The organism is Verrucomicrobiota bacterium, assembly GCA_021413925.1.
Taxonomy (GTDB): domain Bacteria; phylum Verrucomicrobiota; class Verrucomicrobiia; order Chthoniobacterales; family UBA6821; genus UBA6821.
Genome location: JAIOPL010000004.1, coordinates 37687 through 61977 on the forward strand (window position 1 = coordinate 37687; position 24291 = coordinate 61977).

Sequence of the window (24291 nt, forward strand, 5' to 3'; positions counted from 1 at the left end):
ATTAAACTCCTACAGATTCGATTCTGGCGAACCGATCGGGGGTGTTATAGAGTGGTCTAATGAACAAGCGCCTGCTCGATCCTGCCCTCCTGCCCATCCTCGGGAAGGTTGAGGCCGGGGAAAGGCTCACCGGTGAGGAGGGGCTCTCACTCTATGCTTCGCGAGATCTGAACGGGCTTGGTTCTCTGGCCAACATCGTCCGGGAGCGCAAGAACGGGAACGTGGCGACCTATGTCTTCAACCGCTACATCAACTACTCCAATATCTGCATCCTGAACTGCCAGTTCTGCGCCTTCAGCGCCAAGAAGCGGGATGATCACGCCTTCGAGCTGGCCATCGCTGATGTGGCGGCCAAGACCAAGGAGGCCTGGGAAAACGGGGCGACCGAGATTCACATGGTGGGCGGGCTACACCCGACACTTCCCTCCTCGTGGTACCTGGAACTGCTCGGAGCCATGAAGGTGGCGGCACCGGGGATTCATCTGAAGGCCTTTACTGCAATCGAGATACGCCATCTCTCGGACCGAATCTTCAAGAAACCGCTGAAGGAAACCCTCGAGATCCTCAGGGGCGCTGGACTCAATGCCTTGACTGGGGGAGGGGCTGAAATCTTCGACCAGGGAGTCCGCGACACCATCTGCCGGGGCAAAGAGACGGGAGAGGAGTGGATCGAGGTGCATCGCACCTGGCACAAGATGGGCCAGAGGAGCACAGCCACCATGCTTTACGGACACGTCGAGACGGCCGCTCACCGGATCGATCACCTCCTGAAACTCCGTGAGTTGCAGGACGAGACCCATGGATTCACGGGATTCATCCCCTTTGCCTTCGTCCCCGAGACGACGGAACTGGCCCATATCCGGCCCGCCTGCTCCACGGATGAACTGAAGAATCTGGCCATCTCTCGCCTCATGCTGGATAACTTCGACCATATCACCGCCTACTGGGTCAGCCTGGGGCTCCCGCTGGCCTCCATCGCCCTGAACTACGGGGTAGACGACCTTCATGGCACCATCCAGGAGGAGAAGATCTTCCATATGGCCGGAGCAAAGACCCCCCAGCAGCAGACCATCGTGGCCATGGAGAAGGCCATCCGCGAGGCGGGTAGGGAGCCGATGCAACGAGACACCTTTTACCGCAGGATCGAGTCGACCGTTCCCAAGAAGGCGACCGCTTCTGAAACTGTTCCCGCGTGAGCATTCCCAGTCCCCGGATAGGCTGCGTTCCTTATCTTAATGCCCGTCCTCTATTAGAGAGATTATCCTTTCCAATTCGTAAGTTGGTTCCCGCTAAGTTAGGTGAGGCCTTTCAGGTGGGTGAGTTAGATGTCGCACTGCTCTCTTCTATTGATGTTATTACACAGGAGAATCCCCATGCTGTTGACGGTATCTCGATCTCATCACGTGGTGATGTCCATAGTGTGGTTTTGGCCTATGAGGGGGATCTCAAGGAGGTCAAGAGGGTGGTGCTGGATCCAGCCTCCCATACCTCTAATGCCCTCCTGCGGATTGTGCTTGAGGAATTTCATGGAATCTCACCCGAGTATGTCCATTCTTTAGAGGGTGAAGCTAAAGAATGTGCCCGTTTGATGATTGGAGATCCTGCCATTCTTTACAGGAAAGAGGCCCTTGCTTCAGAGATACGATTCCTGGATCTTGGGGGTGAGTGGTTCCGCCATACAGGTCTTTCATTTGTCTTTGCCATGTGGTCACTTAAGTCTGATTATACTTATAAAAAGGAGTTATCAGACATGCTCCGGAGTGCTAAGGAGCTGGGAATGGCCTCTCGACCCGAGATCGTCATCTGCGAGCCTGATCCGGACTTCGCCTTGCACTATCTGACCGAGTCAATCCGCTATGATCTAGGAGATGAAGAGAAGGCCGGTCTTGCACTTTTCAGGGAGTTCTTGGAGAAAAAAGAAATCACTAAATCTCATAAGGAAATAATTTATTACTAAATTATAATAGAATTTAAAAATGAAACTTTTATTATCCCACTTAATTCTGATACTTCTGATTCCCTTAGCTTGTAAACTGCAAGCTCAGACTCAATCTCCTCAGCAGGTGCTTGCTGCCATGGACAAGTCCCGGGAGCAGGTGATCAGCCAACTCTCCTTCAGCGATAAGATGAAGATGAGATCGGCTCTGGGGGTCATCCAGAGCAATCCTCAATTCATCACGGCCAACAATGCGGTGAATAACGCCACAACTCCCGAGGCTAAGATCGAGGCGAGGAGGGCCTTTGCGAGGTTAAAACTCGATCTGATTTCCCAGCAAGATCCCTCGTTGAAGACGGTGGTGGAGAAGATCCGTTTGGCCCAGACCGCAGTTCTGAAATAAGGCATCTTTCTCTTCAGCTCCTGCGAATCCTGCAGAGGAGAGGGAAAGGTGGTCCGCAGTGAGGTTGATCAGGTGCGATTACCTCCGGCTCCAGGAGGCCGATCCGCCGCGAAAGCCCGTGGCACTACCCGAGCCGTGACTCCAAGATGCGGAGCCGCCGCGGTAACCTGTTGCGCTGCCGCTGCCATCGCTCCAGGAGGCTGAACCCCCACGGGCACCCGAAGCGCTACCCGAGCCGTCGCTCCACGAGGCGGTGCCTCCCCGTGCACCATACGCATCTCCCGTACCGTCATAGGAGTATCCGTAGCCTCCGTGATAGTTATTGTAGTAGGCGCCGCTATTATACGCACCATGGTAGACGGCCGCATTGGCCGCGTTGACATAAGGCGTTGAGTAGACAGTGGCGCTCACGCTACGATAATAGGGGCTGGCATAGTAGGCTGCGGGATAGGAATAATAAAATCCTCCGTAGTATCCGGGGCCGACCCAGCCATAACCGGGAGCCACGACAGGAGGAACATAGGCAGGCTGTGCATAGTTCATGTTATTGCAGGCGGCGAGGAGCAGGACCATAATGCCAAGGAGGGAGGCCGAGAGGATGTGCGGGAGTGTTTTCATCGGATGGTTCGTGAATTGGGATTAAATCATAGTTTCCTTAGCGTCCGGCATCCTTGAGCACCGTCTTGAAGGGGATCTCCTTGAAGCCGGAGGGAGGGTGGAAAGTAAAGGCATCACCTAAGAACCAGGGGTGAAGGTTCCAGTGGGAGAACTCGATGAACTTGCGGGGGAAGTTGGTCCTGTCAGTGAAGGTGGCGGCGAGTCTGTAGGGGAGTGCGACCTTGCCGGTGGAGATCCAGAGTTCCCAGTTCACGCCGGGTGCGCGGAAGGCGAGATGATCGCACAGGATGCCGTTGACCTTGGTTTGCCCCACGACGACAGCGCTCTGGATGTTCTTGGTAAGACGGGCTTCAGGGGCACTTACGAGCAGGGGGGAGAAGTGCAGATCGATGCCGGTCTGCTGACGGAGGCCAACGAGCATGTCGTCAATGGTCGCCGGTGCCTTGGTGGTCGAGTAAACCTTTGCCTTGGGGGCAACGGCCGAGACGGAGCTTCCATCGTAGAAAAACTCAAAGGCGGGTGCATCCCCTCCTTGGATCAGGCTCATCCTGTTCGGACGCTCAAGGGCGACCTTGCCGAGCGAGCGGAGCGTGATGAACTGACCGGTGACGCACGGAACCTCGAGGATGCTGTTCGAGCGGAAGGTAAAGGCCTTGGCCTTGGAGAGGGTGGTGCTCATGCGCTTGAGATGGGCCACGGCATTGGGATCAATGCGTGCACTTGTCTCGGCATAAAGAGAGCTGGTCGACAACAAGAGGAGTGCGCTCAGGGAGAGGAGAAGCGTTTTTTTCATTAGGAATCAGTAGGGAGTTAGAGGGAATAGTCATGCTTGGATGGGAAACTTCCAGTTTAAAAGACTGCATTGGCAAACAGAGAAACCTAAAAATATTACCACCTAAATATTTGCCCATTTTATGCATGCTTGGCAGTGATGAGAGCACTTTTGGATGAGTCGTGAATGGATCCTTTCCTTCCATTGTGGCTGGTTTTGAATCTAGTGTGCCTCATGATAGGTGCTTTTCATGAAACGAGATCCAAATAATTTACAATGTTTGCCGCGCATCCTTTTTGCGGCCCTCGCAATGATTTGCGGCGGTTGCGCCGTAGCGAGTCACGCGATCAAATCTGATTTCACGACCTACAACTCGATTATCCAGTTCAACCAGTCCCAGCAGATGCTGATGAACTTGGTGCGCCTGCACTATAGGGAGTCGCCTTCGTTCCTCCAGGCGGGTTCGCTCACCGCTTCCTACGAGAGCACGGCTACCGCTGATGGAGGGATCAGCGGTCTCAGCGGTCTTAGCGGATTGGTTGCCCAATCGGCCAATGTGGCTACCGGTTACGGAGACCTGAAATACAATTTCTCGGCGAAGCCGACAATCACCTACACGCCGATCGACGGGAAGAATTACGTTCAGGAATTTCTCACCGAGATCTCCCCAGATACCTTTTGCCTACTTTTAAAATCGGGTTGGAAGATCGAAAAGCTGGGCAATCTTCTTGTCGATAAGGTCATCCCCGAAGAGGGAAAAAAAATGATTAACCGTGGCGATGCCAAGAGTTATCCGAGGTATCAGGCCTGGTTGAAGTCTCTGCAAGCCGCCCAAGACAAGGATGAGCTTGATGTCATTGCGGGTGAGCAGGGAACGGAGATCAGGGCCGAAAATCAGATGACTCCCGTGAAGAGGATCGTCTTCCGCTCGCTTTTGGACGTGATGTTCAATGCAGCCATGAGTACCGAGACCCCGTCGATCCATCGGAAACGGATCAGGCCGAATGAGAGGAATCCCGAGATAACGATCCATGCCTCCTTCTTGCCCCCTAATGACGCCTCGGTCTGGGTGAGATTTGCTGGGCATTACTACAGCATAAGTAATTCCGACGTCACTTCGAAGGACACCTTTGCCCTTCTGATGGAGCTTTATAGGCTGCAGGCTGCGCCATCAACAGGAGCACCCGTCCTGACGATCCCCGCCCGATGATCATGGGTTGCACCACACTTTCATCTCCGTTTCGCCTCATGGCTTCGGGTCGCCTCAGGAGCCTGCTTTTTCTGATTCCGTGGATTTTGGTGTCAGTTGGTTGGGCTTCCGGTGACACGCCCTGGACAGGGACTTGGCAAACGCAAACGCAGGAGGAGGAATTCCCCATCACCTTGAAGCAGGATGGAGTGGTGGTGACCGGTTCCTATCCTCTCCAGAACAAGGGACGGATCGAGGCGAAGGTCAGAGGGTCGAACCTCGAGGGTCGCTGGATTGCGGGTGATCTCTCCGGAAAATTCGCGCTCTACCTTGGCAAGGACAACCGGACCTTCATTGGACGCAATGAGAGCGGCGAGTGGTGGACCGGAGAGCGTCTTGCGGCGACCTATGATATTCCCTTGGAGAACCTGAATTCTCCGAGGGAGGCGCTCGCTTTTTTTATCCGGGTGGGGAATCAAGCCCAAAACAGTAACGACGAGGCATGGGGCGCTGCCTTGAGGGCTGTTGATTTCGGTAGTGGCCAGGCGGCCATGACCCGCGGTGAAAAACTCCGTCAGGCCAAGGAGCTGTTCCGGCTTCTGGATTTGGCAACCTTCCGTCTCTCCTCGATTCCGGATGCTCCGCCAGACGGCTCTTTGGCTGTGGAACTCAGTCAGGCGGGCTCGCAGACCGTACTGTCACTGAATATGAGGAGGGATGGTGAGGGGAACTGGCGTCTCCTAATGCCTGGGCCCAAGGAGATTGAAGCCTCGTTCGTCTCAATGTCCGGAGGGAAGGCCCCGCAGGGCCCGCTCCGCCCTCTGCATACTCCTCGCCAGACGGTGGAATCGTTCCTGAAGGGAATTACCATGGGAGGCCCCGAGGGATATGCTCTCGCCCTCTCCACTATGGACCTGAGCGATTTTCCTGAGTTCCTCAGAAAAACTGATGGCATCCATGCTGCGGAGTGCCTTTACATGGTTCTTAAACGCATCGGGTTCTCTCAACTGCAATCTCTCCCCGACGATGTCGCCAACCGGACGCCATGTGTCCTTTTTGTGCTCGGCAGCAACCGGATTGTCATCGCGCCCACCGGTGATTCCTCAGATGCCCCATGGCGATTCACTGCAAAAACCGTCCGAGAGATTCCCGATCTGTTTTTTGCCACGGAGAGTCTCCCCGAGTCCCCCTACTCCCTGGCCCCGAGGAAACTCCAAAGCCCTTATTTTATCCTTCGCGGGCTTGTTGCAAAACGCGCGCCTGTTTTGCTGGGGAAATTGCGCTACTTCGAGCTATGGCAGGTTTTGGCCGCTCTCTTGGCGGTATCGGTAGGCCTCGTGATAGCCTGGTTGCTTGCATCGCTGGGGTGCATCGCCATGAGGCGCCTTCAGGGGGAGGGATCCTCTTCTTCCCGTGTGTTTCTCATCTCTCTGATGCTGCTGATTGCTGTCGTTCTCCTGAATCCGGTTCCGGGAATCCTGGGAATACCCGAGAGGACGCGAGCTTACACAGTGCCGTTCTTGGGATCCCTCGTGACGATTGCAGCCTGCATTGTTGCATGGCATCTCCATCGGGTCCTTGGTGCGTTATTTGCCAAAACAACCTCGCGCACGGCTAACCGGGTGGACGACATCCTGCTTTCTTTTGTCCTGACCGCCCTTCGGATAGGCATCATTGTGGCCGGGGCTCTTGGGATTGCTTGGTTTCTTGGGATTCCCGCACGGGGGATGCTGGCGGGACTCGGCATCAGCGGCCTCGCCTTCGCACTGGCTTCCCGAGACACACTCGCCAATCTCTTCGGTGCAGGCATCCTCCTAATCGACCGCCCATTCAAGAAGGGCGATTGGATTCAGACTGACAAGATCGAGGGCTCGGTGGAGGAGGTCGGCGTCCGCTCGACGAGGGTGCGTACCGCAGAGGATAGCCTCGTTGTCGTTCCAAACGGCAAACTCGCGGATTCAATCATCAACAACCTCGGCACGCGCCGTCAGCGTTTGGTCAGAATGCAGTTGCTCATCACAGGGGGAGGTACTCCGGAAAACATCAACGCATTCACCAGCGCGGTGCGTGCCCGCATGGCCGAGGACAAGGAGTTTTCCGAGCGAAAGCTCGAAGTCAGCGTTACGAGCATCGGTAAATCGGGAATCGAGGTGGAACTCCACGGATACCTCAATGTGACCAATAGCCGAGACGAGACCGCAGCGCGGCATCAGTTGCTTCTGGATGTCATGACTCTTGCCCAAAAGTCCAACTTGATTCTTGGTGATGGCATTGCCAAACCAGTTCCTCCTTCCTAGCGAGGATTGTGAGAAATGCTGCGAGGCATAAGAATCGATGTTTCAGTGGTACTCGCATGAATCATCAAAACCTTCTGACTTCCTTGGGCGTCGTCATTGCATCACTGATCGCCCTGTGTCCGGCACGGGCCCTGCCAACAGATGTAATCCGCGTTCCCGTTGTGATTTCCGGTGGTCATGAAACCGATCCGCGCGATCACGGGAGACCTGTTGTCTTGGTGGCAGGAGGTTTGGGGGTGGCTCCGGAGACTTTCCGCGAGGCCTTCAACAGGGTTCATCCGGTGGCCCCGGGAAGTTATCCCGATCAAGGGCGTGCCCAGCAGAACAAGTCGGTCCTGTTGTCTGCTCTGGGCAAGTACGGAATCACCAACGAAAAACTGGACTCAGTTTCTGATTATTACCGTTATCAACCGGGAACCGGTCAACTCTGGCCGACAAAAGCGGCCGTGATCACGGCGCTTGTGGAAAACGGCACGGTAACCTCCTTTGAAATAAACGATGGAGGATCGGGTTATTCCTCCCAGCCATTGATTTCAGTGCCTGGGGCCAAGTACGGGAGGTTGACGGCGAATCTCTGCTACGGACCGGATCTTCGGAAGAACGGATCAATAGGTGCGCTTACCTTTTCCAGATAAGGGTTTTCCTGCTCTTTATGAGCAAGCTAGTCAATTGGGAGCTTCTCTGTTAGTCCCTTCTTCGTGAAAATCTCTCTCTCACGCTTTGCCGTTACCACGGTGGTAATGGCTGCACTTATCTCCGTTCTCTCCTCTTGCAAAAAAGAGGCGCCTGAGGCTGGTCCGCGGCCCCCGGTTCCCGTGACGTTCGGAACGGTGATCCAGAAAGACATGCCGAATCATAAGGAGTGGATCGGCAACCTTCAGGGCACGGTCACCTCGCTCGTGAAGCCCAACGTCTCCGGCAATATCATTCAGCGCTACTATACGGAAGGTAGCGTCGTGAAGCAGGGGGAACCGCTCTTCCAGATCGACCCGGCTCCGTTCCAGGCCGATATCGACCGCGCCAAGGCCGATCTCGCAACCGCCATCGCCCAGGAGACCAAGGTCCAGCAGGATTTCGTCCGTGCCCAGAGCCTGCTTGCCGGCAAGGTGATAAGCGTTCAGGAGTTCCAGAACCAGCAGCAGAATTACCAGGCGATGGTCGCCCAGGTGGCCGGAAAGCAGGCCGCGGTGCAGTCAGCCCAGGTAAACCTGGATTTCACCAAGATCGTGGCACCGATCGACGGCATGGCTGGACTCGCCAACTACGAGGTCGGCACCTATGTCGGCCCCACCTCCCAGCAACCACTCACAACCATCGTGGCGATTGATCCGATCAAGGTGGTGTTTCAGGTCGGGCAGGACGACTACCTGAGCCTAATCGCCGGAAGCCTCAAGAACCCCTCCACTGCCGCCGAGCAGAGGAAGGAGGACCGCGAGGCCGGCATGCAGATGGTGCTCTCCGACGGGACCCTCTACCCGCAGAAGGGAACCTTCCGTGCGGTCAACAACCAGATCAGCACCCAGACCGGATCGATCACCGTGGAGGGGAATTTCCCGAATCCCGGCACACTCCTTCGACCCGGTCTCTTCGCACGCGTGCAGGCCACCGTGGGAGTTCAGAAGGATGCCCTCGTGGTGCCGCTTGACTCCGTCATCACGATTCAGAACCTCCATCAACTCGCCGTGGTGGGTCCCGACAACAAGGTGTCGATCCGCAATGTGAACGTCAGCTTCATGACCCGTGAGGAGGCCGTGATCATCTCCGGTGTCTCCAAGGGTGAAAAGATCGTCGTCCAGGGCATCCAGAAGGTGACCGACGGTTGCACGGTGACGCCATTACCTGCGGCCGCCACCACATCCACCCCCCCACCTGTCCCAGAACAGGGTGCCTCCATAACCATCCCGGCGGCCTCCTCTGCCAATCCCCAGTCCTCCGCCGGAGCCGCAGCCAAGAAGTAACCCGCATTACCCGGCACCCAGCACCAGCCCGTCATGGCGAAATTCTTCATCAACCGGCCCATTGTGGCCATGGTCATCGCGATCATCACGGTGATCCTCGGTGTGGTCTGTCTGCTGGGCCTTCCCGTCTCCCAGTTCCCGAACATCGTCCCGCCCCAGATCCAGGTGGCCGCCACCTATCCCGGCGCCGACGCGGTGACGGTGAAGCAGGCGGTTGCGACCCCGATCGAGCAGCAGGTCAACGGCGTCGACAACATGCAGTACATGTACTCCCTGAACTCCAGTTCGGGGCAGTCGCAGCTCAACGTCATCTTCGCCAACAACACGGTCCCTACCACCGACCAGATCCTGACCCAGATCCGTCAGGCGCAGGCGCAGTCCCAGCTTCCCCAGCAGGTGGTCAAGCAGGGCATCAACGTCATCAAGACGTCTCCCTCTCCCCTGATTTGCTTCGCCCTCTATACCGACGACGATCGCTACGACTCGGTCTTCCTGGCCAACTACGCCTACGTCAACATCGTCAATCCGCTCACCCGTCTCACGGGCATCGCGAGCGTCACGGTCTTCGGAGCGGGGACCTACGCGATGCGCCTCTGGCTTGATCCGGCCAAGCTCGCCAACTTCAACATCACGACCCAGGAGGTCTACGACGCGGTCAACCAGCAGAACACGGTCAATCCCTCCGGACAGACCGGGGCGGAGCCGGTTCCTCCCGGCCAGCAGATGACCTTCACCGTCCGTGCGCCGGGCCGCCTCATCACCGAGGAGGAATTCGCCAACATTGTCATCCGCGCTGACAAGAATGGATCGGTCGTTAAGGTGAAGGACGTCGCCCGCGTCGAGCTCGGTGCCCAGACCTACAACCTTGCCGGCCGCTTCAATGGTCACCCCGCCGCGATCGTCGCGGTCTACCAGCTCCCCGGCAGCAATGCGCTCCAGGTCGCCGAGATGGCCCGCAAGCTGATGAACTCCTACGTCCCGACCTTCCCGGCCGGACTGAAGATGAAGACGGCCCTCGACACCACGCTGGCCGTGACGGCAAGCATGGACGACATCAAGAAGACGCTCGTCGAGGCGATGATCCTCGTGCTGATCGTGGTCTTTGTCTTCCTTCAGAACTGGCGCGCGACCCTGATCCCCGCCCTCGCCGTGCCTGTCTCGCTGGTGGGCACCTTTGCCCTCTTCCCTCTCTTCGGTTTCTCGCTGAACACGCTCTCCCTCTTCGGTCTCGTGCTGGCGATCGGTCTGGTCGTCGACGACGCCATCGTCGTGGTCGAGGCGATCGAGCACCACATCGAGGAGGGCCTCCCGCCCAAGGAAGCCGCCGCCAAGGCGATGGAGCAGGTGACCGGCCCGCTCGTGGCCACGGCCCTCATCCTCTCCGCTGTCTTCATCCCGACGGTCTTCCTGCCCGGCATCACCGGCGGACTCTACCAGCAGTTCGCCCTGACGATCTCGATCTCTGTCATCATCTCGACTTTCAACGCCCTGAGTCTCAGCCCCGCCCTAGGGGCCATGCTCCTGCGTCCGCGCAAGGAGGTGGGGGGACCCCTTGGAGCATTCTACCGTGGGTTCAACCGGATCTTCGACGCAGGGCGGAACAAATACCTCGGCACCTGCCGCTTCCTCCTGCGCAAGACCTTTGTGACAGGAATCCTGCTCGCGGGCATGGTCGCCCTCTCGGGATTCTTTGGATCAAAGCTCCCGGGTTCCTTCGTGCCGGAAGAGGACAACGGCTACCTCTACGCCTTCTCCCAGCTCCCTAACGCCTCCTCCCAGCAGAGGACAGACGCTGTTTCCAAGCAGGTTGCCGACATCGTCAGTAAGATCCCGGGTGTTGAGCACGTGACGACCATCGTCGGCTTCAATCTCCTCTCCGGCGTCCAGAACACCTACAGCGCCTTCTACTTCATCACGCTCAAGCCTTGGGAAGAGCGCACCAAGCCGGGTGAGGATGCCTTCGGTCTCCTGCGGACCATCAACCAGAAGATCGCCCCCATTCCCGGAGCGATCAACTTCGCCTTCCCGCCGCCGGCCATCCCCGGCATCGGAACATCTGGCGGCACGACCTTCATCCTCGAGGACCGTCTCGGCACCGACCCGAACTTCCTGCCGACCAATACGGCCAAGTTCATGGCGGCGATCAAGAAGCGTCCGGAGGTCGGCTCGGTTACGACGACATACCTCCCCTCCGTGCCGCAGATCTCGATGACAATTGATCCGGCCATGTGCCTGATGCTCGGTGTCGACCTCCACGAGGCGTACTCCACACTCCAGGCCTTCCTGGGAGGAATCCCGGTCAATTACTTCAACCGATTCAACCTGCAGTACTACTGCTACATCCAGGCGGAGGGGGCGGCCCGCACCGATCCGAAGGGTGCATCCCTCTTCTACGTGCGCAACAAGAACGGCGATCCGGTGCCGCTCTCAAGCCTCCTGCAGGTGAAGCAGATCACTGGTCCCGAATTCGTGATGCGCTTCAACATGTTCGATTGCGCCCAGATCAACATCAACGGCGCCCCCGGCGTGAGCACCGGCCAGGTGATGAAGGCGCTCGAGGAGACCTTCAAGACGACAATGCCCCCCGGTATGGGCTTCGACTACTTCGGGATGTCCTTCGAGGAGAAGCAGGCGGCAGAGGGGATTCCTCCGGGAGCCATCTTCGCCCTCTCCCTCCTCTTTGTCTTCCTAATTCTGGCGGCACAGTACGAGAGTTGGTCGCTCCCGATGAGCGTGCTCTTCTGCACGCCGATCGCTGTCTTCGGTGCGGTGGCGATGCTCTTTGTCCGCAAGATGGACAACGACGTCTACGCCCAAATCGGACTCATCATGCTCATCGGCCTAGCGGCCAAGAACGCCATCCTGATCGTGGAATTTGCCAAGGAGGAGGTGGAAAAGGGACGTCCCGTCATGGATGCGGCGCTCGATGCCGCGAAGCTCCGTCTCCGTCCCATCCTGATGACCGCCTTTGCCTTCATCCTCGGGTGCGTCCCCCTTGCAATCGCCACGGGATCGGGTGCGGTCTCACGCAGGGTTCTTGGATCAACCGTGGTCGGCGGAATGCTGGCTTCTACCTTCATAGCGATCTTTGTCATCCCCGTTTGCTTCTCCTGGTTTGAGAAGAAGAAGGTTGAAGGGTTGAAGGGTTGAAGGGCTTGTCTCTCCTAAAATCTCACACCGAATTACTCCTTGCCAGTAGGTGAGGGGATGCGCATAACAAGGATCTCTATGGATAACACTTCACCCATCCCGCAGTTTCCCGTTCCTCAGCTCTCCCGCGGTTGGGCGATCGCCGGCGGTATCGCCATGATCCTACTCGGCTTCTTTGCCCTGGGTGATCAGCTCGTTTCCACGGCGGCCGTGGCCACCTTCATCGGATTCATCCTGATGTTTGGTTGCGCCTTCCATCTGATCAAGGTCTTCACGATCGGGGATTGGAAATCCCATTTCTGGTTTGCTCTTGTCTCTGTTGCCTACGGAGTAGCCGGTTATGTCTTCATCGCCCATCCGTTCAAGGCCGCTATCGCCTTCACCCTCTTCCTTGGTTGGGCCATCCTTATCGGTGGTATCTTCCGTATTTTCTTTGCCTTCAAGATGCGCCACCACAAGGGTGCCTCCTGGGTTCTCTTCAGTGCCGTCATCTCCATCATCCTCGGTGGACTAATCATCTCCCAGTGGCCCGGCACGGGACTTTACATGCTTGGTCTTTTCCTTGGTATTGAGCTCATCTTCGCTGGCGTCGGTTGGCTCGGTCTCGGTCTCTCATCAGAGAAGAAGGCCTGATTCCTCGTATCGGACTTCTCAAGTGAAACGCCGGGCAACTGCCAGGTGTTTCTTTTTGTATGTCCGGAGGTTCTGGAACCTGTCAATCCAATCATGAGTTCTTGTGAGAGGGACTTTTTAAGTAATGTCTTTTTTTTTGGAATCTGTATTCTCACAGTTATTCCCCTTGATCATGACTGGATCCGAACAGAGCATCTTTCCTGTTAACAAGAAGTCCCCGTCCATGCCTGCAGGTGCGCTACGTAGTGCCGTGGTAGCTTTGGCATTGTTGACCCAGTCAATGTCACCGCTGCTTGCGGCCGATCCCGCGCCAAGTGGAGGCCCTGAGGAAATTTTTAATCAGGGTGGCACCGCCTTCCAGGCGGGTGATTTTGCAGGGGCCGCCAAGAAGTTCGAGGCCGTGCTCGCCATGGGACCCCAGGGGGAGAATCTCGAACTGGTGCTCTTCACCCTGGCGGCGACCTACTACAACCAGAAGAACCTTCCCAAGGCCGAGGAGTATTTCAAGCGGGTGGCCACCGAGTTTCCCAACGGCAAGCAGAAGAGCAAGGCGCTCATCTCGCTTTCCCAGATCCAGACACAATCAGGCCGCAAGGAGGAGGCAGCCAAGTCCCTTGCGCAGGCCGCCGAGTGCGGTGGTGATCTAGGCGACCGTGCCAGATTCGCCCAAGTCTCACTGCTTATGGAGACAGGGAAAACGGACGACGCTGTCAAGGTGCTCAAAGGGCTGCTCGCCGGAGGCATCAAGGATGACCAGTCCGTGCAGGCGGCCATGGCGCTGACCGAGATCGAGGCCAAGAGGGGGAACCTGGACGACGCGCTCAAGCTGCTCGACCGGTTACAGGCGGCCAGTAACATCGTCGACAATCCTCTCCAGCTCGACATGCTGGCCGTGAGGATCGGGGATGGTCTTCTTGCCAAGGGGGAACGCCAGAAAGCTCTGCGGATGTACGCCATCGTGCGGCCCGCGGACGTTGTGTCCTCCCTTCAGAGAGACCGGATCGCTGCGATGGAGAAGACGATCGCTGATAACAAGGCCAGCCTCCAGACCAACCCCAAGGCCTTCATGGAGGTCAACGCCGCCAACGCCCGCATCGCCAAGGACATGGAGGATCTCAAGAAGTCGCTGGATCAGTATGCCAAGCTCCCCGATATCACCTCGGCGATCAGGTTGCGTCAGGCCAAGGCCTACGACGAACTCGACCTCAAATGGGAGACCATCCTCATCTGGGAGAATCTCCTCGGGGGAAAAGATCCCAAGATTCGTGAGGATGCCCTCTTCAGTATTGCCGCCGCATACTGCTCGCTCGTCAGGCCCGATGACGCAGTCCCTGCCCTCGACCGCTACTTGGGGGAATACCCCTCTGGAAAATACGCCCCCCAAGCGGGATTCCTGAAGGGGGCCGTTGCTCTGGAAGCCGGGGACTTTGCCAAGGCGGAGACGGTTTTCTCCACCGCCCTCAACAACGCGGCCAGTTCGCCTCTGGCCGGCGACATGCAGTTCCTGATGGGCAACACCCAGTTCGCCCAGGCTGCCGATCCTGAGAAAAGGGACAAATACAAACAGGCCATCGAGAGTTACAAAAAATACCTCGCCAAATACCCCACCGGCAGGTTTGCCGAGGAGGCCGAATACCGCCTTCCGCTTTCTTACTTCATGATCGGCGGTCAGGAGGGGTACACCAAGGCCCTCGAGGGATTCCAGGCCTTCGTCAAAAAGAACCCCCAGGCCCAGTTCGCCGGGGATTCCGAGTACCGCATCGCCCTCTGCTACAACGCCGCCGAGAAATACGACGAGGTCATCAAGCGCTGCGACGAATGGAGAGGGAAGCACGGAGGCGAACCCATGCAGGCCGAGGTCATGGCGCTCCAAGGGGACGCCTATGCGGCCAAGGAGATGGCGGCGGAATCCGCGGCTGCTTACCGGAAGTCCGTCGAGTTGGGTGAGTCCGAGGAAGTTCTCAAATACTCCCTCTTCGAGGCCAACAAGCAGTACCAGAAGCTCAACCGCTGGGACGAGATCGCCGACATGTTCAGCGTCTTTGCCTCGCGCCACCCGGATCATCCCGCGGCCACGGCCGCCGTCTACTGGGTCTCCAAGGCCAAGATCAAGGATGGCAAAGCTGAAGAGGCCAAGCAATACCTCGCCGAGACCATCCTCAAGACCATCAACGACCGCAGGAAGGACGCCGTCGAGCAACTCCTGTCCCAACTGGCCCAGACCTGCTCCAAGCGCATCCGTCCGCCGCTCATGGCCAGGGAATCCGGCTCGCCCTCACCTGTCGTGGCGGCTTCTTCAGCCTCCGCCACCAACGAGCCCGTGGCAGGCCAGCCCGAGGCTCCCCGCCCCACTCCCGCTCCGACGCCTCCTTACGACTCCGATGCCGACTTTGCCAAGTATCTCAATGAGACCAACGTGGCCGCTGTCGGGACCAACTCACTTGCCAAGGCTCGCCTCCGTTACGCCCAGGCAGAACTTGCCGGCTTCACCAAGCGCCAGGAGAGGCAGAAGGAGCTTATGGCCACCATCTACCGCGAGTTTCCAGCCGACCAGCTCAGCGCCATGCTCCTGGCGCAGTGCGGAGAAATCGCACTGGACAAGGGCGAGCTCGACAAGTCCGAGGCCTTTTACAGGGAACTCATGACCTCTTTCCCCAAGAGCGACCTGCTCGAATACGCCTACTGCGGCATGGGTGAGGTCTCTTTGGCGCGAAATCAACCCTCCGATGCGCTCCGATGGTTTGACGACGCCGTTGAGAAGGCGAACGCCGAAGCCAAGCTCGCCCAGGTAACTTACGGGAAGGGGAAGGCACAGTTCGGTTTGGGGAAATATGACGAAGCGAAAAAGACCTTTGAGTTAGTTGCCGGCAACAAGGAGTGGAGGGGAGAGATCACGGCTCGTGCGCTTCTCTCGCTCGGCGAGTTGGAGGAGAAGAGGGGTAACACCGCCGCCGCCATCCAGTATTACCAGCGTGTCTTCGTTGCCTATCAGCGTTATCCCGACGTGGTGGTTTCCGCCTACCTCAAGTCAGCCGATGGCTTCATCAAGCTGGGCGAGCCCGCCAAGGCCGCCGCCCATCTCCGGGAAATGCTCTCCAAACCGCGCCTGGCCCAGATTCCGCGCGCCGAGGAGGCCCGCAAAAAACTCGAAGGACTTCCCGCCGCGCCACCTTCGGCCGAGTCCGCCGCACCGGCCGCCTCCCCAGCCCCCGCCACGCCATGATGACCCCCACGACACCGCCGCGCCGCCGCATGCTTTCCCGGAGACTCACAGTTCTCTTCCTTCTCTTCCTCGGGACCGCATGCGACCTGCGGGCCGAGAATGTCACCACGACCGATGGTCAGGTCTACGCCAACACCACCCTTCGGAAGGCAGGATCCAACATCATGATCCAGATCGTCATGCCGGGAGGGGGATCGATGGAGATGGGATTGCCCATTGCCAGGATTGCCAAGGTCTCCTTCGTCGAGCCACCCGAGCTTGCCAAGGCCTCCGATGCCGCCTCATCTGGAAACGCCCCCGAAGTTCTAGTACTGACCGAGAGCTATGTCGCTAAGCAGGGAGATCTCAAGGAAGTTCCCGGTTCCTGGTGGCCGCAGATGGCGCGACTCCGCCTCTTTGCTCTGGCCGCCTCCGCAAAGGATGCCGACGCGGCCGCGCTCGCCCGCGAGATCGGTGTGATTAACAATCCTGCCTCCGAATCTCTCGCGCGCGGGGGCGCACTCTTCGGACCACTGGCCTCCGGTGACACCGCGGCGGTCGTCGTCGGTGCCAAGGCGCTGCCCTCCATTGGAGGTGATGCCGGATCCTCCCTGGCCCAACTGGCCCTCGGACGTGCCCTCCTTGATAAGAAGGATTTCGCGGCCGCCATCAGGGCATTCCTCACCATCAAAGTCTTCTATCCCTCACCAGCCATGCTCCAACCGGCGGCACTGCTCGGCGCCGTCAAAGCCTACGAGGGACTCAAGGACGCCAAGAGGGCCGCGCGTACCCTGACCGAAATCGTCGATAACTATCCTGCCTCCCCGCAGGCCTCCGATGCCAAGAAAATGATCGAGGCGCTACCCAAGCCCTAGTCGGGAGCTGCAGCGGCTTTCTCTTTTTCTCTCCTGGTTAGTTTTCAAGTTGAAAGAAGCCCTTAGTTGAATACATTTCATCAGATAGCAAATGAACTCCCCACGTCGCCTCCTCAGCACCAGCCTCCTTATCGGATTTCTCTTCATCGGTTCAGCTGCCGTCATGGCTGAAGAAACCGGAAAGAAAGACCCCAAGGCCGCGCATTCCAAGACCCTGCTTGAGACCCTTGTTGAGGGGGGATGGGTCATGTTCCCGATCGGCATCATGTCGATCCTCACCGTCTATCTTGCCACGGACGGCGTCATGCGCACATCCATCAAGAAGACTGCTCCTCCGGCGTTTGAAGCCGAGGTAAAGCGTCTCTTTCAGGCCGGAGACTACGTCGGAGCCTACACCTTCTGCCGCGACAACAAGTCTCCCCTGACGAATGTTCTCCGCGTCGGTATCTCGCTGCTTGGGGATGGAAAGACGATGGTTGAGGAGGGAATGGTTTCGGAAATGCACAAGGAGAGCGCCTCCTTCGGCACACAGATTAACTACCTCTCCGTCATCGGTGTTGTCACTCCGATGATAGGATTGCTTGGAACCGTCACTGGTATGATCAAGGCCTTCAGCACCTTGGGGAGTTCCGGCATCGGCGACCCTTCCAGCCTCTCGGGTGCCATTGGCGAGGTGCTGGTCGCCACGGCGAGCGGTCTCGTCATCGCGATTCCTGCCTTCGGCATGTTTTACTTCCTACGAAGCCGCTCCACCTCGGCGATGCATCACATCCAGGATGTGATCAACCAACTCTTCCGCAAGATGCCCTATGATGTCCTTGCCGGCGTTCACATAAGCGGTGAGGAGATCTACGCGAACGTTCCCAACTGGATTGTCTACGAGGAGCCAGCAGCAGAAGAGCCGCCAGCAGAGGAGCCCGCCGCGGCCTAACCTCCCCGCCCTCATCACGCCATGGCAGGAGGAGGAGGAGGACTAGAAAAGGGAGAGCCCGATTTCCAGATCGCGCCGATGGTGGATGTCCTGCTGGTCATCCTGATCTTCTTCATGGTCATCACCTCCGCCCAGGTTCTCAACATCGACAAGACCATCAAGCTCCCCCTTGCTCCCGAGGCCGCCAAAAAGGACGATTCCCGTTCCGAGGCCGTGGTGAATGTCCGTTGGGATCCTGCGACCAGTCGGGCTAGTTTCAACTTCCAGGACCACATCTACTCAAGGGCATCTGAGTTCGTGGAACCTCTTAAGGCGGCCAAACTTCTGGGTGAGCAGATGGCGGCCTCCAAGCCGGGCCAGAACCCGGAGTTTCGCCTTGTCATCCGAGGTGACCGCGATGTTCCGGCTCTTTTTGTTTCCCAGGCCATGAACTCGGCCGCCGAGGCCGGGATCTCCGACATCTCCTTCTCCTCGGTCAATCATGACTGAGAAAACTCAGTTCGATCAAAAGCTCCGCCACCTATGAAGCCCTTTGTGAACGAAGATGACGGGACCATGGGCTTCCAGATCGCGCCGATGGTGGATGTCGTCTTCGTCATCATGCTCTTCTTTATGGTCATGGCGGGGGCGGTGAAGGTGGAGAATGAACTCACCACCCGGCTTCCCGGCAGTGCAGAGAACTCCCCTGCAACCGAGTTCAATGACGAGACCATCATCGGCATCACTGACGAGGGGGAAGTCTCCCTCAATGATGAACCCTTCGACACACCGACCAGCGCTGATCTCCCGCAGTTGCGCGCCACGCTGATGCGTCTGAAGGAAAACGCCGATAACGCCAAGCAACCCGCGGTCGTCACCATCAACAGTGATGCGCACGCCAAGTACAGCCGCACCATCGACGTCCTCAATGCCCTCGCGGCGGCCAAGATCACCAATGTGACCTTCAATGTCAACGAGGAGTGAGTTCATAGGCAAAATCAAGAACCTTAGACCTCTGACCTATTCTCGATTCCCTTCACCCTTTCACTTTCTTACCCTCCTCCCTCAGGTTTCAGCCTTACAGCCTTATAATTCCCCATGTCCGCCACACCCGACCATTCCACATCCGCCTCCGAACCCGTTCCTGCGGCCGAGGATGCAGCGACGGCGGAGCATGTCGTGCCCGAAGTCCCTGAAACCACCCACCACTCTGTCCACCCTGCCTCCGCTGTGGATCTCCACGTCGCCCCCTCCGAGCCTCATCCCCTGAAGCGTAACCTCTGGCAGCGCTGGATGGCCTGGAGCGGAAGCTTCTTTGTCCTCAGTCTCCTCGTGCACGTCCTGCTGATTGGCGGAGCGACCGTCTTGGTTGTCCAGGTCGTGGCGGGGCGGAAGGAGAAGCTCAAGTTCACCGCGCCTCCGCCGAGTTCGGCCGGTCCCAAGACCGTCGAGCACAAGGTCAAGCTCTCCAAGGCCACGGCCAGCGCCCCGAGTGTTTCCAAGCGCATCACTTCCACGGCGGCCAATGCCTCCATAGCACTCCCCGCCATGGAGATGAGCTCCAGCTCCGGTCCCGATGTGATGGCCTCCGTCATGAGCGGTCTGGGAAGCGGGAGCCTTGGAGTGGGGGCCCCCGCTGGGGGTGCCGCGGGCGGCGGCGCCTCGATGCCTGGCGGAGGACTCACCGCTTTCGGTTATAAGGGAGCCGTCAACGTCCCCGGTCTCAAGGTCAATCTCTACGATCTCAAGCAGACACCCAATGGTACCAAAACCGATATCGGTGAGGACTTTGACAAAGGGGCTACCGCCGAGGCGCTCTGTGATTATAAGATCATCAGAGACGTCATCGCCTTCATGGAGTCAAAATGGGATCCGAAGCTGCTTGAGAAGAAGTATTACAAGGCCAAGGACACCATCACGGCTTACCAGTTTTGGATACCTCAAGCATTGACACAAACCGAGGTTCTCAAGGCATTCGGTGCCGACACCAGCGTCAAGCCCGGCTTCTTCATCGTTCATTACACCGGAAAGGTCACCGCACCCAGGGATGGTGAGTTCGTGTTTGTACAGACCGGAGGTGGTAACTATTTTTATGCAATGCGTTTTGATGAGAAGAATATCTTCATTAATGCACCAACTCAAAATGTAAAAAATCTCATCTCCGTCGGGCAAACAATCCTGCCCATCAAGGTTACTGCCGGTCGCACCTATTCCATCGATCTCCTGGTGATGTTTAAAGCTGCCCGTGGCGAATACCGTCAGTTTTTACAGATCGTGCAAAAAACCCCGGCTAAAACCTATCCGCCCGATCCCGTAATGGGTATACAGCGCCCCATCTTTCAGGTCAAGAGTGGCCTGCCGTTCCCTGAGTTTGTTAAGGTCGAGCCGAAGGATCCCCTTAACGCTCGCAATTGGAGGATTGTGAACCCAAAAGGACCCAAAGTGGAGGAGGCCATAGTCTTCCCCGCGCAAAAGTAGCTAAGCGATCAGTCAAGGAATCCGGAACTCAGAGATCCCTTGGTTGTCGGGAGGGCATTGTCGAGGGATGGCGATAGGCTATATAGTAGGTAGCCCCCTGATGCGAGCGAGCTCGTGAAAAAGTTTCGACCATGGTGAGAGAAGGGCTATTTCAACTCAGCGGAAATAGCAAAGGCTCATCTGAGGTTGACACTCGGAGTGGTAGAGCGAGCAGGCAGGGGCTCTGCATTAGTGTTCTTTTGAGGTCTTGGGCTCTTGCTTCCTCTCCCGCGCGCCTCCTGGTCAACCAACTGCGCTGGCGGCTGTCTCTATGTTGAGCGCTTTCTTGACGATGGAGGGTCTCTTTCCCTAGCGTTTCAGACTCGGATGACAACAACAGGATGTATTTTTTCATTTAGGCAAGGGCTCTTGAAATGTCTGCCGGTGATTGTTCTTCTTGCAGGCATCTCTTCTTCCCTCCATGCCGAATCCGAGGGCCTTATCAAGTCAGAGGCCATCACCAACACGCTGATTTCCTTCGGAACGGCTGCCGATCATCTTGCCGCTGCCGATGCGCTGGTTTCCTCCAATGAAACGGAGAAGGCGATCACCTCCTACCGGTTCATTGCCAAGACCTATCCCAAGAGCAAGGAGGCTCCCGAGGCCCAGTTCAAACTGGCCAAGCAGCTCAATAAGAAGGGGAACTTCGAAGCTGCTTTCAAGGAATACCAGACCCTTCTCCAAAAATATCCGCAGACACCGAACTTCGAAGAGTCGGTCGCCGACCAGATCAACATCGCGAATGAATTCCTGAAGGGAATGAAGGTGAAGTTTCTCGGGATCCCCATGGTTCCCTCCATGGAGAAAGCCGAGGAAATGTACAAGGCGATCCTCAAGGTCTCGCCCTACAGCAAGCACGCCGCCATCACTCAGTTCAATCTCGGCCTTGCGCTTCAAAAGCAGGGTAAAGCTCAGGAGGCGATCGCCGCCTACCAGAAGGTGCTCGATAAGTACCCCAACAGTGCCGCCTGTGATTCGGCCGCCTACCAGGTCGGCTATGTCTACCAGCAACTCGGGATGACGGGAAAGTCACAGGATCTTTCCGCTCTCAAGCAGGCTCAGAATAATTATCAGGATTTCCTGCTGCAGTATCCCAATAGTGAGAAGGTCCAGCAGGCCGGCCAGAACATGAAGACGATGTTCTCCAAGGAATCGGCCGATACGTTGCGAGTCGCGCGCTTCTATGACTTCAACAAGGATTTCAAGGCCTCCTCGATCTATTACAACGATGTCCTCCGTCGCTTCCCTCAGAGCGAGGAGGCGACTGCGGCAAAGACTCGTCTGGATGAGCTGAAGGCTCTTTATGGTGAGGATTCGCTGCGCGTGGGACAGGAGCGTCCGGAGAACGGGGAGCGTCTTGCCGAGCGCCGTCGTCTTCAGGCACAGGTCGAGTCCACGGCCCTTGCGAATTATGACGGGCCGCCGAAAAAGGATGTCATTCCGGAGGAGGCTCCTCTGCCTCAACCAAAGATGAAGGGAGACCTACGCGATACACAGCCCATTCCCCTGCAGGAGCCTCCGGTTCAGACACCCGCTCAGAAAACCCCTCTCACGCCATGATGACGAAGCTCAGAATCCTACTTCTTTTTCCGCTTTTTCTGGCTCTTGGCGGTTGCGGTTATCATCTGGGAGAGATCAAGCCGACGCCGATGCGCCGCGTCTCGACACTTGCGGTGAACACCTTTAAGAACTCAACACTCATGCCCAGACTCGAAGCGCAGACGGCTGATGCCGTCGTGAAGCAGTTCCAGAAGGATGGAACTTATCGGGTCGAGTCTGCGGACAGAGCGGACGCCATCGTCGAGGGTACGATTGTGAGTGTGGAGAAGCAACCGATGCGCGTCTTCTCAAGCAATGTGCTTCAAACCTCCGAGTTTGAACTGACGCTGAGGGTCTCCTATCGGGTGATCGACCGTGTTTCCGGGGCTGAGTTGATGAAGGGCACCGCCACAGGGGTTACTCCCTTCTTCACCGAGTCCGATCTTGTCAACTCAGACCTCGTCACCACTCAGAACATGAATTACCCGATTGCTGCCCAGCGTATGGCCGTGGGTCTGGTGAGCAAGGTTTCCGAGGGATGGTAACGTGAAAAAGCTGAAAAGCTGAAACTTGAAACCTGAAAATTCAGAGTTGGGGAAAGAATCGGAGTTGCATCCCCTGACGCTAGTCGCCACGCCGATTGGTAATCTCGGTGATCTCACATTGAGGGCGATCGAGGCCTTGCGGTGCTGTGATGGGGTCATCGCCGAGGATACGCGCCGGACGACCCAGCTACTGGCTCATCTGGAGATTCGCAAGCCCCTCATTAGTTTCCATGAGCATAATGAGGAAAGACGCCTTCCTGAATTGATAGCACGTCTCAGAAGAGGCGAGAAACTGTGTCTGGTGACCGATGCGGGGACCCCCTCGGTGAGTGATCCGGGATTTCGCCTTGTCAGGGAATGCATCAAGGAAAAAGTCGAATACACCGTTCTTCCCGGTCCTAGCGCGGTCACCACGGCGCTTGTCGGAAGTGGTCTCCCCCCTGTCCCGTTTCATTTCGGAGGCTTCCTTCCCTCGTCGGGTTCGGGAAGGCGATCGGAGCTCCGCCGTGCCATCGGACTCGGGATGACGGGAATCTATTTTGAATCACCCTATCGCTTGGTTGCCTGCCTTACGGATCTTGTTCTCCTATCTCCGGAAAGCCGTCTCTGTGTCTCCAGAGAACTCACCAAAATCCATGAGGAATACCGTCATGGCACGCCGGCGGAACTTGCTGCCCACTATACTGAAAATCCCCCACGCGGGGAGGTCACGCTGGTGATCCACCCCTCTGTGGGTATCACTGAAGAGGCTGGGGGAAAGGGCCGTAAAAAGAGCTACTCTGAAAAGACGCCCATGCCGCGGAACTTGTCGTAGCGTTGTTCCAGCAGCTTTTTCATTGGGATCTCCTTCAGTGCCGTGATAGCGGCCGAAATCGTCTCGGTGACTGTCGCGTAGATGAGCGAAGGGTCGCGATGCGCTCCTCCCAAAGGTTCCGGGAGAACCCCATCGACCAAACCGAACTCCTGAAGATCATCGGCAGTGAGTTTTAGAGCCGCTGCGGCCTCCGGAGCGTGCTTGCGATGCTTCCAGAGGATGGCCGCGCATCCCTCCGGGGAGATGACCGAGTAGTAGGAGTTCTCCAGCATGAGGACCCGGTCCGCCACGCCGATACCGAGAGCCCCACCGCTGCCACCCTCGCCAATCACGAGTGAGATGATCTGTGTCTTCAAGGACATCATCTCCCGAAGATTCACGGCGATAGCCTCCGCAATATGCCTCTCCTCTGCACCGACCCCTGGGTAGGCGCCCGGCGTGTCGATAAAACAGACAACGGGCAGTGAGAACTTCTCCGCCATCCTCATGAGGCGAAGGGCCTTGCGGTAGCCCTCCGGATGGGGGCTGCCGAAATTGCGGAGGACATTCTCCTTCACATCACGACCCTTTTGCTGGCCGATGATCACGCAGCGGTGGCCTCCGATACGGCCAATGCCGGCGGGCATCGCCTTGTCATCACCAAAGAAGCGATCTCCGTGGAGTTCCACGAAGTCGGTCACGCAGGCAGCGACATAATCCAAGAAATAAGGGCGTGTGGCGTGGCGGGCGATCTGGACTCGCTGCCAGGGAGTGAGGTTGCCGTAGAGGGCCTTGCGTTCCTTCTCGAGATCCTCGCGGGCGGCGACCAGGAGGGGATCCTCGGAGCTACGCTTCTCAGCGAGATCGGCCACACGGCGTTCGAGATCGGCAATCGGAAGTTCAAAATCGAGGGGTTGTACATTCATGTAGGGAAGGAGTTGGCGTCTGTGAAAA

General features: G+C 57.5%; 21 protein-coding genes. 18 read left to right on the plus strand and 3 right to left on the minus strand.

What is annotated here, in order from left to right; all coding sequences use genetic code 11:
* Positions 1-59 precede the first annotated feature (59 nt).
* The 3 genes from mqnE (at position 60) to K8R57_02620 (ending at position 2339) form a co-directional block, all read left to right on the plus strand.
* Complete coding sequence (gene mqnE / locus K8R57_02610) at positions 60-1196, plus strand: aminofutalosine synthase MqnE (GenBank protein ID MCE9587187.1); 1137 nt, start codon at positions 60-62, stop codon at positions 1194-1196.
* The gene (locus tag K8R57_02615; protein MCE9587188.1) at positions 1193-1957 is read left to right on the plus strand and encodes a menaquinone biosynthesis protein; all 765 of its coding nucleotides are present in this window, start codon (positions 1193-1195) and stop codon (positions 1955-1957) included. Before mqnE ends, K8R57_02615 begins: the two co-directional genes overlap by 4 nt.
* Before the next feature lie 118 nt (positions 1958-2075).
* Positions 2076-2339 carry a hypothetical protein gene (locus K8R57_02620; protein ID MCE9587189.1) on the plus strand — a complete coding sequence of 88 codons (264 nt, stop codon included), beginning with the start codon at positions 2076-2078 and terminating at the stop codon, positions 2337-2339.
* Positions 2340-2417: 78 nt separating this feature from the next.
* Here the strand turns inward: K8R57_02620 and K8R57_02625 are convergent, their stop codons facing one another.
* Both K8R57_02625 and K8R57_02630 read right to left on the minus strand, forming a co-directional pair.
* Positions 2418-2957 carry a hypothetical protein gene (locus K8R57_02625; protein MCE9587190.1) on the minus strand — a complete coding sequence of 180 codons (540 nt, stop codon included), beginning with the start codon at positions 2955-2957 and terminating at the stop codon, positions 2418-2420.
* A 37-nt stretch (positions 2958-2994) separates the two neighbouring features.
* Positions 2995-3750, minus strand: a complete 756-nt coding sequence (locus K8R57_02630) for a DUF2092 domain-containing protein (protein MCE9587191.1) — start codon at positions 3748-3750, stop codon at positions 2995-2997.
* Positions 3751-3979: 229 nt separating this feature from the next.
* Here K8R57_02630 and K8R57_02635 point away from each other — a divergent pair, with 229 nt between their 5' ends.
* The 15 genes from K8R57_02635 to rsmI all read left to right on the plus strand — a co-directional run bounded on the left by K8R57_02635 (position 3980) and on the right by rsmI (position 23358).
* Positions 3980-4939: a hypothetical protein gene (locus tag K8R57_02635; GenBank protein ID MCE9587192.1), complete on the plus strand. Its 960-nt coding sequence runs from the start codon at positions 3980-3982 to the stop codon at positions 4937-4939.
* A 173-nt stretch (positions 4940-5112) separates the two neighbouring features.
* A complete protein-coding gene (locus tag K8R57_02640) occupies positions 5113-7215 on the plus strand; it encodes a mechanosensitive ion channel family protein (GenBank protein MCE9587193.1) in 2103 nt (700 codons plus the stop codon).
* Positions 7216-7271: 56 nt separating this feature from the next.
* Complete coding sequence (locus K8R57_02645) at positions 7272-7850, plus strand: hypothetical protein (GenBank protein ID MCE9587194.1); 579 nt, start codon at positions 7272-7274, stop codon at positions 7848-7850.
* A 63-nt stretch (positions 7851-7913) separates the two neighbouring features.
* Positions 7914-9173 (plus strand): efflux RND transporter periplasmic adaptor subunit, encoded by a 1260-nt coding sequence (locus tag K8R57_02650; GenBank protein ID MCE9587195.1) that lies wholly within the window; start codon positions 7914-7916, stop codon positions 9171-9173.
* A gap of 33 nt (positions 9174-9206) precedes the next feature.
* Positions 9207-12323: an efflux RND transporter permease subunit gene (locus tag K8R57_02655; protein ID MCE9587196.1), complete on the plus strand. Its 3117-nt coding sequence runs from the start codon at positions 9207-9209 to the stop codon at positions 12321-12323.
* Between the two features lie 78 nt (positions 12324-12401).
* Entirely contained in the window at positions 12402-12956 is a 555-nt protein-coding gene (locus K8R57_02660; GenBank protein MCE9587197.1) for a DUF308 domain-containing protein, read from the plus strand.
* Positions 12957-13128: 172 nt separating this feature from the next.
* Positions 13129-16179 (plus strand): tetratricopeptide repeat protein, encoded by a 3051-nt coding sequence (locus K8R57_02665; protein MCE9587198.1) that lies wholly within the window; start codon positions 13129-13131, stop codon positions 16177-16179.
* Complete coding sequence (locus K8R57_02670) at positions 16176-17033, plus strand: hypothetical protein (protein MCE9587199.1); 858 nt, start codon at positions 16176-16178, stop codon at positions 17031-17033. The genes K8R57_02665 and K8R57_02670 overlap by 4 nt, the downstream gene beginning before the upstream one ends.
* Before the next feature lie 91 nt (positions 17034-17124).
* On the plus strand, positions 17125-17964 hold the full coding sequence (locus K8R57_02675) for a MotA/TolQ/ExbB proton channel family protein (GenBank protein ID MCE9587200.1): 840 nt from the start codon (positions 17125-17127) through the stop codon (positions 17962-17964).
* A gap of 21 nt (positions 17965-17985) precedes the next feature.
* Complete coding sequence (locus K8R57_02680) at positions 17986-18453, plus strand: biopolymer transporter ExbD (GenBank protein MCE9587201.1); 468 nt, start codon at positions 17986-17988, stop codon at positions 18451-18453.
* A 33-nt stretch (positions 18454-18486) separates the two neighbouring features.
* Complete coding sequence (locus tag K8R57_02685) at positions 18487-18927, plus strand: biopolymer transporter ExbD (protein ID MCE9587202.1); 441 nt, start codon at positions 18487-18489, stop codon at positions 18925-18927.
* A 114-nt stretch (positions 18928-19041) separates the two neighbouring features.
* Positions 19042-20421, plus strand: a complete 1380-nt coding sequence (locus tag K8R57_02690; protein ID MCE9587203.1) for a hypothetical protein — start codon at positions 19042-19044, stop codon at positions 20419-20421.
* Positions 20422-20844: 423 nt separating this feature from the next.
* Positions 20845-22020 carry an outer membrane protein assembly factor BamD gene (gene bamD / locus K8R57_02695; protein ID MCE9587204.1) on the plus strand — a complete coding sequence of 392 codons (1176 nt, stop codon included), beginning with the start codon at positions 20845-20847 and terminating at the stop codon, positions 22018-22020.
* A complete protein-coding gene (locus tag K8R57_02700) occupies positions 22017-22544 on the plus strand; it encodes a hypothetical protein (GenBank protein MCE9587205.1) in 528 nt (175 codons plus the stop codon). Before bamD ends, K8R57_02700 begins: the two co-directional genes overlap by 4 nt.
* Before the next feature lie 64 nt (positions 22545-22608).
* A complete protein-coding gene (rsmI, locus tag K8R57_02705) occupies positions 22609-23358 on the plus strand; it encodes a 16S rRNA (cytidine(1402)-2'-O)-methyltransferase (protein MCE9587206.1) in 750 nt (249 codons plus the stop codon).
* Here the strand turns inward: rsmI and K8R57_02710 are convergent.
* Complete coding sequence (locus K8R57_02710; protein MCE9587207.1) at positions 23319-24263, minus strand: acetyl-CoA carboxylase carboxyltransferase subunit alpha; 945 nt, start codon at positions 24261-24263, stop codon at positions 23319-23321. The genes rsmI and K8R57_02710 overlap by 40 nt on opposite strands.
* Positions 24264-24291 lie beyond the last annotated feature (28 nt).

Coding starts and splice junctions, on each gene's coding strand:
- mqnE (MCE9587187.1), top strand. CDS start 60: ATGAACAAGCGCCTGCTCGATCCTGCCCTCCTGCCCATCCTCGGGAAG.
- K8R57_02620 (MCE9587189.1), top strand. CDS start 2,076: ATGGACAAGTCCCGGGAGCAGGTGATCAGCCAACTCTCCTTCAGCGAT.
- K8R57_02625 (MCE9587190.1), bottom strand. CDS start 2,957: ATGAAAACACTCCCGCACATCCTCTCGGCCTCCCTCCTTGGCATTATG.
- K8R57_02630 (MCE9587191.1), bottom strand. CDS start 3,750: ATGAAAAAAACGCTTCTCCTCTCCCTGAGCGCACTCCTCTTGTTGTCG.
- K8R57_02635 (MCE9587192.1), top strand. CDS start 3,980: ATGAAACGAGATCCAAATAATTTACAATGTTTGCCGCGCATCCTTTTT.
- K8R57_02645 (MCE9587194.1), top strand. CDS start 7,272: ATGAATCATCAAAACCTTCTGACTTCCTTGGGCGTCGTCATTGCATCA.
- K8R57_02655 (MCE9587196.1), top strand. CDS start 9,207: ATGGCGAAATTCTTCATCAACCGGCCCATTGTGGCCATGGTCATCGCG.
- K8R57_02660 (MCE9587197.1), top strand. CDS start 12,402: ATGGATAACACTTCACCCATCCCGCAGTTTCCCGTTCCTCAGCTCTCC.
- K8R57_02665 (MCE9587198.1), top strand. CDS start 13,129: ATGACTGGATCCGAACAGAGCATCTTTCCTGTTAACAAGAAGTCCCCG.
- K8R57_02670 (MCE9587199.1), top strand. CDS start 16,176: ATGATGACCCCCACGACACCGCCGCGCCGCCGCATGCTTTCCCGGAGA.
- K8R57_02675 (MCE9587200.1), top strand. CDS start 17,125: ATGAACTCCCCACGTCGCCTCCTCAGCACCAGCCTCCTTATCGGATTT.
- K8R57_02680 (MCE9587201.1), top strand. CDS start 17,986: ATGGCAGGAGGAGGAGGAGGACTAGAAAAGGGAGAGCCCGATTTCCAG.
- K8R57_02685 (MCE9587202.1), top strand. CDS start 18,487: ATGAAGCCCTTTGTGAACGAAGATGACGGGACCATGGGCTTCCAGATC.
- K8R57_02690 (MCE9587203.1), top strand. CDS start 19,042: ATGTCCGCCACACCCGACCATTCCACATCCGCCTCCGAACCCGTTCCT.
- K8R57_02700 (MCE9587205.1), top strand. CDS start 22,017: ATGATGACGAAGCTCAGAATCCTACTTCTTTTTCCGCTTTTTCTGGCT.
- K8R57_02710 (MCE9587207.1), bottom strand. CDS start 24,263: ATGAATGTACAACCCCTCGATTTTGAACTTCCGATTGCCGATCTCGAA.